Origin of the sequence: Corynebacterium sp. HMSC073B01 (assembly GCF_001838255.1) — a bacterium.
GTDB lineage: Bacteria > Actinomycetota > Actinomycetes > Mycobacteriales > Mycobacteriaceae > Corynebacterium > Corynebacterium jeikeium_D.
The window spans coordinates 21,993-32,366 of the sequence record NZ_KV836143.1 but is presented as its reverse complement, the minus strand read 5'-3'; the positions used below and the strand labels follow the sequence as shown (position 1 = coordinate 32,366).

9 protein-coding genes are annotated in these 10,374 nt (G+C 58.6%); 5 read left to right on the top strand and 4 right to left on the bottom strand.

Going from position 1 to position 10,374, the window contains the following annotated elements; translation table 11 throughout:
* Positions 1-154: 154 nt before the first annotated feature.
* From HMPREF2849_RS02875 to HMPREF2849_RS02865, 3 genes are all read right to left on the bottom strand, one after another.
* Positions 155-1,084 (bottom strand): alpha/beta fold hydrolase, encoded by a 930-nt coding sequence (locus tag HMPREF2849_RS02875; protein ID WP_070862581.1) that lies wholly within the window; start codon positions 1,082-1,084, stop codon positions 155-157.
* A gap of 185 nt (positions 1,085-1,269) precedes the next feature.
* On the bottom strand, positions 1,270-2,700 hold the full coding sequence (gene purB, locus HMPREF2849_RS02870; RefSeq protein WP_069359129.1) for an adenylosuccinate lyase: 1,431 nt from the start codon (positions 2,698-2,700) through the stop codon (positions 1,270-1,272).
* A gap of 34 nt (positions 2,701-2,734) precedes the next feature.
* Positions 2,735-3,184: a MarR family winged helix-turn-helix transcriptional regulator gene (locus HMPREF2849_RS02865; protein ID WP_070862583.1), complete on the bottom strand. Its 450-nt coding sequence runs from the start codon at positions 3,182-3,184 to the stop codon at positions 2,735-2,737.
* A 259-nt stretch (positions 3,185-3,443) separates the two neighbouring features.
* Between HMPREF2849_RS02865 and HMPREF2849_RS02860 the strand changes: the two genes are divergently transcribed.
* From HMPREF2849_RS02860 to HMPREF2849_RS02840, 5 genes are all read left to right on the top strand, one after another.
* Positions 3,444-4,724 (top strand): MFS transporter, encoded by a 1,281-nt coding sequence (locus HMPREF2849_RS02860; protein ID WP_070862580.1) that lies wholly within the window; start codon positions 3,444-3,446, stop codon positions 4,722-4,724.
* A gap of 120 nt (positions 4,725-4,844) precedes the next feature.
* Entirely contained in the window at positions 4,845-5,573 is a 729-nt protein-coding gene (locus HMPREF2849_RS02855) for an amino acid ABC transporter ATP-binding protein (protein WP_042388208.1), read from the top strand.
* 15 nt (positions 5,574-5,588) lie between these two features.
* A complete protein-coding gene (locus tag HMPREF2849_RS02850; RefSeq protein WP_070429293.1) occupies positions 5,589-6,530 on the top strand; it encodes a glutamate ABC transporter substrate-binding protein in 942 nt (313 codons plus the stop codon).
* A gap of 19 nt (positions 6,531-6,549) precedes the next feature.
* Positions 6,550-7,236, top strand: a complete 687-nt coding sequence (locus HMPREF2849_RS02845; protein ID WP_042388211.1) for an amino acid ABC transporter permease — start codon at positions 6,550-6,552, stop codon at positions 7,234-7,236.
* On the top strand, positions 7,236-8,174 hold the full coding sequence (locus HMPREF2849_RS02840) for an amino acid ABC transporter permease (RefSeq protein WP_016421416.1): 939 nt from the start codon (positions 7,236-7,238) through the stop codon (positions 8,172-8,174). The genes HMPREF2849_RS02845 and HMPREF2849_RS02840 overlap by 1 nt, the downstream gene beginning before the upstream one ends.
* A gap of 216 nt (positions 8,175-8,390) precedes the next feature.
* On the opposite strand, the gene HMPREF2849_RS02835 is transcribed toward HMPREF2849_RS02840, so the two are convergent.
* Positions 8,391-10,202: a BCCT family transporter gene (locus HMPREF2849_RS02835; RefSeq protein WP_083327222.1), complete on the bottom strand. Its 1,812-nt coding sequence runs from the start codon at positions 10,200-10,202 to the stop codon at positions 8,391-8,393.
* Positions 10,203-10,374: the final 172 nt, after the last annotated feature.

Below are 10,374 nucleotides of genomic sequence, written 5' to 3'. Positions count from 1 at the left end.
GGCCATTTTTGTCATAAACGCAGTCAGTAACTTGCATCGCCCTGCCGCCGCTGACATAAACGCAGTCAGTAACTCGCATTGGGATAAGTAGCAAAAGATGCCCACCGGTCGACCCGCCGAACGGGCATACTTTTTGTCTATTAACCAGCTCCCCCTAGCGGGACTCCAACCACGCCACAATGTCGGAGTAGACCTCTTCCTTATTCAACTCGTTGAGAATCTCATGGCGACCATCCGGATAGACCTTAAAGCGCACGTCCTTCTTGCCCGCGTTCAGGTATTTGCCCACGACCTCAGTCACACAGGCAGCGCCACCCGCCGGATCAACGGCACCGGAAACCACGAAAAGCGGCAGCTCATCAGGCGCTTTCTCATAGGCTTCAGGCGAGTTCGCGTAGTGCGTGCCGACGAGAAGGTCGCGGAAAAAGGCATTGGTGGGAACGAAACCACACTTGTCGTCCGCAATATAAGCATCGACAATCTTGTGGTCGCGGGTGAGCCAATCAAACTTAGTGCGGCGCTCAAAGTCCTTGTTGTAATCAGCAAAGGTGAGAGTGTTGAGCAGCTTGCCCGGCGCGGTAGGACGAATCTTAGCCAGCAGGTTTGCCACCTTCATTCCCGCGTCGCCCTTAGCCCCTGGCCACGACACAGTGCCCATGATAATGACACCGGTGAGCCCCTCGCCGTACTTGGCGATGTAGTTACGAGTCAGAAGCGACCCCATGGAGTGGCCGAGAATATAGTGCTTGCTACCTGGGAATTCTGCATCAACGTACTGGCGCACCGCGTGGAGGTCTTCGAGAATCAGGTTCCAGCCACCGTAGTCAGCGAAGAAGCCCGGGATGCCAGCATCCGTCTTGGTCATACCGTGGCCGCGATGGTCGTGCGCGACGACGGCATAACCCTGGGATACGAGGTACTCGGCGAACTTGGCGTAGCGGTTGGCGTACTCGACCATGCCGTGGACAATCTGCACCACTCCCTTAGGAGTAATGGGCGCGCCCTTGTCATTTTCTGGAACCCAGCGCTGCACATTCAATGTGGCACCTGGGCGAGAAAGCGAAGTCCTAACAGCCGATGTCACGTCGGGCACCTTTCGAGTAGAGGTTTCGATGCTTATCGCTCATCGTACCGAGGAACTTGGCTGCTCACTGGTGCTTTCGTCAACAAACAAAGAAAAACTCTGCCACCAACGTGACAGAGTTTTTCAAGGGACCTTACGTCTTTACGTTTTTTCGTTTACGTGTTTCGCGCGTGACGCTCGCGAAGCTACAGAATCTCGCCCGGCTTGTAGGCCGCGGCCTCTGGGTACTTGTCCACGACAGCCTGCACACGTGCAACTACGCGGTCAACCTGGGATTCCGCGGCACCGATGAACGCATGGCGGTTCGCCAGAGCGTCGGCAAGCCCTGCGGCATCCAGCGGGAAACGCTCATCTGCAGCGAGACGTTCAGTGAGATTCTGCTCAGCACCCTTTTCGCGCATATCCAGTGCGGTGGCGACGGCGTGCTCCTTGATGATCTCGTGGGCTTCCTCGCGGCCCATACCAGCGCGAACGGCTGCCATGAGGATCTTGGTGGAAGCCAGGAACGGCAGGTAGCGCTCCAGCTCACGGTCGATCATGGCCGGGAATGCACCGAACTCGGACAGGACGGTGAGGAAGGTTTCGAACATGCCGTCCATGGCGAAGAAAGCATCCGGCAGTGCAACGCGGCGAACCACGGAGCAGGAAACGTCGCCTTCGTTCCACTGAGTACCGGCGTATTCGGAGAGCATGGTCATGTAACCACGCAGGATGACCTGGAAACCGTGGACGCGCTCACAGGAGCGGGCGTTCATCTTGTGCGGCATGGCGGATGAGCCGACCTGGCCTTCCTTGAAGCCCTCGGTGACGGTCTCATTACCGGCCATCAGGCGGATGGTGGTGGCCAGCGACGCCGGGCCTGCGCCCAGCTCGACCAGTGCGGACAGAGCGTCGAAGTCGAGGGTGCGCGGGTAGACCTGACCAACGGAGTCAAAGACGCGGTCGAAGCCGAGGCCTTCAGCGATTTCGTTTTCCAGGGAGGCCAGTGCGGACTCATCACCGTCAAGCAGATCCAGCATGTCCTGGGCGGTACCCATCGGGCCCTTGATGCCACGCAGTGGGTAGCGGGAAATCAGGTCTTCTACGCGCTCGATGCCCAGCAGCATCTCGTCCGCAGCAGAGGCGAAGCGCTTACCCAGGGTTGTTGCCTGTGCGGCGACGTTGTGGGAGCGACCTGCCATCACCAGCGACTGGTACTCGGAGGCCTTTTCCGCAGTGCGGGCGGCAACGGCAACGGCCTTGTCGCGCACGACCTTCAGCGACTGCAGAACCTGCAGCTGCTCAACGTTTTCGGTCAGGTCACGCGAGGTCATACCCTTGTGAATGTGCTCGGTGCCAGCCAGGTCGCAGAACTCTTCAATGCGAGCCTTCACATCGTGGCGAGTAATACGCTCACGGGCGGCAATGGAGTCGAGGTCAACCTGGTCGATGACCTTCTCATACGCCTCGATAGTGCCCTCCGGCACCTCAATTCCGCGAGCGACCTGAGCCTTCAGAACGGCAATCCAGAGCTTGCGCTCGAGGATGATCTTGTACTCAGGGCTCCACAACTCAGCCAGAGTCGCAGAGGCGTATCGGTTAGCAAGGACGTTTGCGATCTTCTTTTTCTCAGCCACGCCCTCAAGTATTCCATGACCACTGCATCCGCGGTTATCTAGGCCATGGATGACCACGCATTTCTTCCACGCCCTCGTTGAATTTGCGCATCAATCGCACGAACTCCGCGAGCTCCGAGTCTTCCCAGTCATGCGTAATGTCATCGACGGTATTCTTACGCGCCTCAATCTCCCGGTGCAGCAGCTCTAGCCCCTTGTCGGTCGCGCTATGCACCTTCGCGCTTGACGACGGCGCGGACCTCTTCGCGATATATCCCTGCCGCATGGCGGCGGCCAGCTGGCGATGCACTGTAGAAATGTCCAGCCCTAGTGCATCGGAGAGCTCGGCGACTGTCATATCCGGCTGTGCTTCCAGCCTAGCCAGCAGTGCTGCGGCGGAGCGATCCAACAGGATGTCCTTACGATGTGGTCGGTAGCCGCTGGAGCTCACCCGGGATAGCAGCATGTTCTCGTAAACGAGCGCGGCCAGGTCGTCGTTTCGCACGGTGGCAGTCAATCCTCTTGTCGCCTTTATGTCGGCCCTTTAATGGGCCTGCGGGATGTATCTGTTTGCTGAACAGCCCCTATTCTAGCGCGCCACGGATGGGGTTAAGGCCGAAAAAGCACATTTGCATCATACAAACCAATTGTTATAATTCGAGCCCTAACTGCATTTTTGCACGATACAAATACCGGAAAGCAGTTTTGCCAAAGAACCAATTCCACGATCGTTTTCAAACGGGAAAAGAGACCGTACCTTCAGCATGACAACGCATACGACCACACAGAACAGGCACAAACAGAACGAGCAGGCCGAGCAGCACGGGCAGGACAAGCTCTTCTCCCCCGCGTTCATCATCAGCTGGCTGATTAACTTCAGCATGTACCTGGTGTTCTACCTTTCAATCACAGTCATGGCGCTCTACGCCGTCCAGCGCTTCTCCGCCTCCGATGCCGCCGGTGGCTTCGCCGCCAGTTCTTTCGTGGTCGGTGCCACCATCGCTCGTCTCTTTTCCGGCTACTTGGTGGACACCTTCGGTGGTCGCAGAATCATGCTTGGCTCGCTCGCTGTCATCGTGGCGGCCTGCGCCGCCTACATGTGGGCCGCATCCCTGCCGGTCTTGATTGCAATCCGCATCATCCACGGCCTGACCTACGCATTCGCCTCCACCGCCGTGATGGCCGCCGCCCAGACCGCTATTCCGGCTTCGCGCCGCGCAGAGGGTACTGGCTATATCTCGCTCGGCACCACCCTGGCCACAGCGATTGGCCCAGCTCTCGGCCTGGCCCTTATTGGTTCGGTCGGCTACAGCGTCCTCTTTGCCACAGCCCTCGGCCTGTCCATTGTCGGACTGGTGCTGGCACTCTTTCTGCCACAACACAACGAGCCCACCACTGCGGCAACCAAGGACGAGGCCACCGAGGATTCGTCGGCAAGCGAGACGAAGCGCACATTTTCCTTCGATGACATCATGACGCCGAGAGTGGTGCCGATTGGCCTGTTCATGCTGCTCATCGGCCTGGCGTATGCGGGCGTGATTACATTCCTGAACCGATACTCGCAGCTGAGCGGCCTGGCTAGAGGCGCCAGCTTCTTCTTCATCGCCTATGCGGTGGCGATGATGGCGGCACGTTTCTCACTGGGACGCCTGCAGGATCGCCGCGGCGACAACCCCGTCATCGCCATCGGCCTGGTGTGCTTCACCATCTCACTGCTTGTTCTGGCTTTCGCAACCGCTGACTGGCACGTTATCGCCGCCGGTGCGCTCTGCGGCCTGGGCTACGGCACGCTGATGCCGGCCTGCCAGACCATCTCTGTGCACCTGGCCCCGGCACACAAGTTGGGCACGGGCATCTCGACGCTGCTCTTGCTTGTCGACGCGGGCATCGGCCTCGGCCCAATCGTGCTTGGTTCGGTAGCCGCCACTATGGGCTTCGACAAGATGTACGCAGGCCTGGCGGTCGTGGTGGTTCTCGCGGCCGTCTTCTACTGGTTCGTGCATGGCCGCAAGCCTGTTGCGAGGCGCCATCGCGTGGATCTTTAGAACTAATTGGTGTGCAGTCACTTTTTACAGGTGAATATCGGACAAGGAACACCGATAGCAGTTATGTGTCGTGAGTCACCTATACTTTCCCCCATGACTGAATCATCCACACCACAGAGCATGATTTCGATTGCCGAGGTGAACAAGCACTACGGCGATTACCACGCTTTGCGCGACATCAACCTGGAAATCCCAGCTGGCCAGGTCGTAGTTATCCTCGGCCCCTCCGGCTCTGGTAAATCCACACTGTGCCGAACCATCAACCGCCTGGAAACCATCGACAGCGGCGAAATTCGCATCAACGGCAAGCTCCTTCCCGAAGAAGGTAAGGAACTCACCCGCCTGCGCGCTGAGGTCGGCATGGTCTTCCAGCAGTTCAACCTCTTCAGCCACATGACCATTCGCGACAATGTCACGTTGGCCCCACTGAAGGTCCGCAAGATCTCCAAAGCCGAGGCCCGCGAGCGTGCGGACAAGCTGCTCGCCCGTGTCGGCATTGCGGAACAGGCTGACAAGTACCCGGCGCAGCTCTCCGGCGGTCAGCAGCAGCGCGTCGCCATCGCACGCGCCCTGGCCATGGACCCGAAGGTCATGCTTTTCGACGAGCCCACCTCCGCGCTCGACCCGGAAATGATCAACGAGGTCCTCGATGTCATGACCGACCTGGCCAAGGGCGGCATGACCATGGTTTGCGTCACCCACGAGATGAGCTTCGCCCGCCGCGTGGCCGACCGCATCCTGTTCATGGCCGACGGTGCGATTGTCGAAGACACCGACCCGGAGACCTTCTTCACCAACCCGCAGAGCGATCGTGCCAAGGACTTCTTGGCCAAGATCGTCGGACACTAGGCGGGGCTGGTCACCATGAAGCTTTCACTATTACGAGGAGGCCGGGGACGCAGTCGCAACCAGGGCCGCCGAGGTGTCGTCGGCAAGCGAGTTGCGGCGGCTGTCGTAGCTGTTGCCACGACAATGAGCCTCGCGGCCTGCGGTAGCAGCGGACCCCGAAACCTGCTGGCCGATATCGAAGCCGGGCACGTGACACTGGGTACGAAGTTTGACCAGCCGGGTCTCGGCGAGCGCACCCCGGACCGTGAGTTCGCGGGCGTCGACAACGATGTTTCCCGCTACGTCATTGAGTACATCGCCAACAAGAACGGTTGGGATGTGCCCGAGATGGAGTGGCGCGAGACCCCGTCCGCTCAGCGCGAGACGCTGATTAACAACGGCGAGGTCAACATGATCGCCGCCACCTACTCCATCAACGCTGGCCGCCTGGCTGCCGTCGACTTCGCCGGCCCGTACCTGGTCACGCACCAGGCACTGTTGGTGCGCGGTTCCGAGGGTATCCAGGGGCTTGACGACGTCGCCCCGGGCACTCGCCTGTGTTCTGTATCCGGCTCCACCCCAGCGCAGAAAGTCAAGGACGCTCTACCGGAGGTGCAGCTGCAGGAGTTCGATACCTACGCCGCGTGCGCGGAAGGTGTGAAGCAGGGTGTCGTCGATGCCCTGACTACCGATGCAACTATTCTCGCGGGCTTCGCCCAGCGCTACAAGGAGCGCTTCGGCGACGACTTCCGCGTGGTCGAGCTGCGCAACCCCGATGGTTCCTACTGGACCAATGAGTACTACGGCATCGGCCTGCCCAAGGGTGATGATGCCAGCCGTGAGGCCATCAATGAGGCGCTGGAGTCGCTGTACGACACCGGTGAGCTTCAGAAGATCCTGAAGAAGCATTTGGGCGACAAGTTCGAGCTCGACGACAAGCCGGCAATCGGCGATCTGTCGTTCGTAGAGAAGAAGTAGGAAGGGGTGCGAGCAAACAATGAATCCAGAACTATGGAGTGAAATGGGGCCGGAACTGCTTCCGGCTTTCTGGGTAACCATCAAACTGACGATTGCTTCGGCAATTGGTTCCCTGATTTTTGGCACGCTTCTCACCGCTATGCGCGTGAGCCCCGTGGGAATCCTACGTACCCTGTCGACCTGGTACATCAGCATTGTCCGCAATACCCCGCTGACGTTGATTGTGCTGCTGGCCTCGATGGGTCTCTACTACAACTTGGGGCTGCTGCTGGCTGCGGAGAATGACTCCTTCATTGTCAAGCAGAACTTCCGTCTCGCGGTGTTGGCGTTTGTTGCCTACACCTCGTGCTTCGTTGCGGAGTCCCTGCGCGCCGGTATTAATACTGTGCCGTTCGGTCAGGCCGAAGCCGCCCGCTCCCTGGGGCTTAGCTTCGGCCAGAGCTTCCGCTACATCATCTTCCCGCAGGCGTTCCGTGGCGCTATCGTGCCGCTCGGCAACACCCTGATCGCGCTGACCAAGAACACCACGATTGCCTCGGTAATCGGTGTGGCTGAAGCGTCGCTGCTGATGAAGACCATGACCGAAAACTACGCCAGCGATATCCTGATTATCTTCGGCATCATCGCTGTCGGCTTTATTATTCTGACTCTGCCGACCGGCCTGTTCTTCGGCTGGGCTGGCAAGCGATGGGCGGTGAAGCGCTAATGGCTACTCGCGCAACAGTTCTTTACGACGCGCCGGGCCCCAAGGCTCAGCGCTTCAACCGAACCCTCACCTGGATCGTGGCCGCAATCACCGTTGCGATTCTCGCCTGGGTGGGAATGAAGCTGGCCGACAAGGGCCAGTTCGAGGCCAATAAATGGTCGTTCTTCCTCGAATCCACAACCTGGACCACATACATTCTGCCCGGTCTGGTCAGCACCATTGTCGCGGCTGTCGTCTCTATTGTGTTGGCACTGGTTATTGGCGCTCTCCTGGGCGTCGGCAGGCTGAGCCCGGTCGCACCGGTGCGCTGGCTGTGCTCGGTGATTGTCGAGTTCTTCCGCGCCATTCCGGTGCTGGTGCTCATGCTGTTTGCCTACTCGGTGTTCGCGCTTTGGCAGCTGTTTCCGTCGAACTACCTCGGCTTTGCCGCCGTTGTGTTTGGCCTGACCATGTACAACGGCTCCGTCATTGGCGAGACACTGCGCTCCGGCATCGAGTCGCTGCCGAAGGGCCAGCGTGAGGCCGCGATTGCGCTGGGTCTCTCCCACCGCCAGACGATGGTCACTATTTTGCTGCCGCAGGCAGTCGCCGCCATGCTGCCGGCGATTATCTCGCAGATGGTCATTGCGCTGAAGGACTCCGCGCTGGGTTACATGATTGGCTACGTCGAGGTTGTCCGCTCTGGCCGCCAGCTTGGCGAGTACTACGGCGCCATGATTCCATCGCTGGTCGTCGTGGCGATCATTCTCATTGCCATCAACTTCGGCCTGGCCAACCTTGCCGAGCGTATCGAAAGCCAGCTCCGCGCCGGCCGCGCCCGCCGCAACATCATTGCGAAGGTCCCGCATCAGCCTGACGTCGGTGTCACCACCAAGGACCAGGCCAACGTGGATTGGCACGATGAGGACTACAAGGACCTCCGAGGCACCTACGAGTAGAGCTAATCACGGCTTAACGCCACACTTGCTTTACGACGAACACAGCGACGCCGCCCACGGAAACTGCTAAAGGTTTCCGCTGGGCGGCGTTTTTATTTGGCTACAGCCTTTGCCTTCGCTCTTATCGATGCACTACTCACTGATGGCCACGCTACAGCGCACCGATAGGTGAATAGCGTGGCCACAAGTGCCGGGCACTACTGCGACCGTGCTCTACTATGACTCAGACTTCGTCCCCGACTCCTCTGGGCTCTCCGATTCCGACTTTTCGCCAGACTCAAACTCACCTTCAACGACCACATCGGACTGAATAACCAGACGTCCCTCTTCATCGTGGGTGTACTCAAAGCGCGGCAGCTCATTGCCCTCTTCGTCGTAGCCCGGCGCGGGTGCGGCTTCGTGCTTCTCCAACTTCTCTGGAGTATCGGTCTTCTCCCACTGGCGGGTAACCGGCTTGCGCACTGCCATGTGGTCATCACTCATGCCTTTGACCAAGGAGTACATCATCACAAAGTGGAGGAAGAAGAACGGTACACCGATGACGATCACCGCAGATTGCAGCGCTTCCAGTGCGGTTTCACCAGAAATCAGCAGCAGAGAAGCTGCCACTGCACCAATCATGACGCCCCACAGCACGCGGTAGAAGGTCGGAGCCTTGTTTTCCTCACCGGTAGACATCATGTCCATCACCATCGAAGCCGAGTCGATGGAAGTGACGAAGAAGATCATAATCACAAAGAGCGCAAACACACTGACAAGCGTTGCCAACGGGAACTGCTCCAGGAGGATAAAGAGCGCCGGTGACGGGTCTCCGCCCTCGACAACTGGTTTGGTCAGAATACCGGGCTGCTCATTTTCCAGTTCGAAGCCAGCGCGGCCGAAGATAGAGAACCACATGATTGACACGATTGTCGGCAGTGCAATCACACCGGCAATGAACTGACGGACTGTACGGCCGCGGGAAATACGGGCGACGAACATGCCCACAAATGGCGACCAGCAGATTGTCCAGGCCCAGTAGAAGACCGTCCAGGCGCCCTGTTTCCAATTCGGGTTGACGTCGTAAGAGTCAGTCCAGAACATGATGCGAGGCAGCGCATCCAAGTAGACACCTGTCGTATCGACGGTCTGGCGCAGCAGCGTCAAAGTCGGCCCCATGAGCAGCACGAAAACCATCAATGCCATGGCGGCCCAAATGTTCGCATTGGACAACACCTTAATACCTTTGTCCAGACCGCGGGCCACGGAAATCGAGGCAATCACAATAATGATGGCAATCAGAATGAGCTGCACCATCGAGTTTTCCGGGGTACCGATTACACGAGCAGCACCGGAGTTAATCTGCAGCGCACCCATGCCCACCGATACCGCGATACCGACGACGGTACCGATGATGGCGACGGCGTCGATAAGCTTGCCCGGCCATGAGTAGATGCGGGTACCGAGCAGCGGCGCGAAGATGGAGGAGACGCGCGGCGGCAGGTGACGCTTGTAAATGAAGTACCCGAGCGCGAGCCCCGGCAGCGCCATGATGACCCACATGTGAATACCCAGGTGGTAGATGGTAAATGCCATCGCAGTGTTCTGAGCTTCGCGGCTCATCGGCTCTTGACCGAACGGCGGGTTGTAAGCGTGGTTGAGCGGTTCAGCCACGCCCCAGAACATCAGCATGGAGCCAGTACCACCGGCGAAGAGCATGCCGAACCACTCGGCGATGGTGTATTCGGGCTCTTCGTCATCATCGCCAAGCTGGATGCGTCCGTAGCGGGACACAAACAAGCCGATGAGGAAGATAAAGCTTGCCGAGACACCACCGATGAACAGCCAGCCCATGTTAGACGTAACCCAATCGGAAGCGGCCGAGTAGGCATCCCGAGCGGTATCCCCCAGCGCTATGGTCACTGCCACAAAGAGGACAATGAAACCCATCGCCGTCGTGAAGATCAACGGGTCGGTCGGCAGGTTCTTAAGAAAACCGCCCGACTTCTTTTCTTGCGTTTTTACTTGTGGCGTTTGTGTAGATCCCATTATCGGGGTCAGCGCCTTTCACTTCTAGATTGTTTGTCTCAGAAAAGACAGCTCGGAAGACACATTCCTCCCAAGTCGGTTATCTACGTTACAAAAGGAAGCCCAGTCATTCTCAATAACTAAGCCTTTGTTCTGTAATTGCGACTTTTTCCTTCGAGTTCACGCTGGTTTA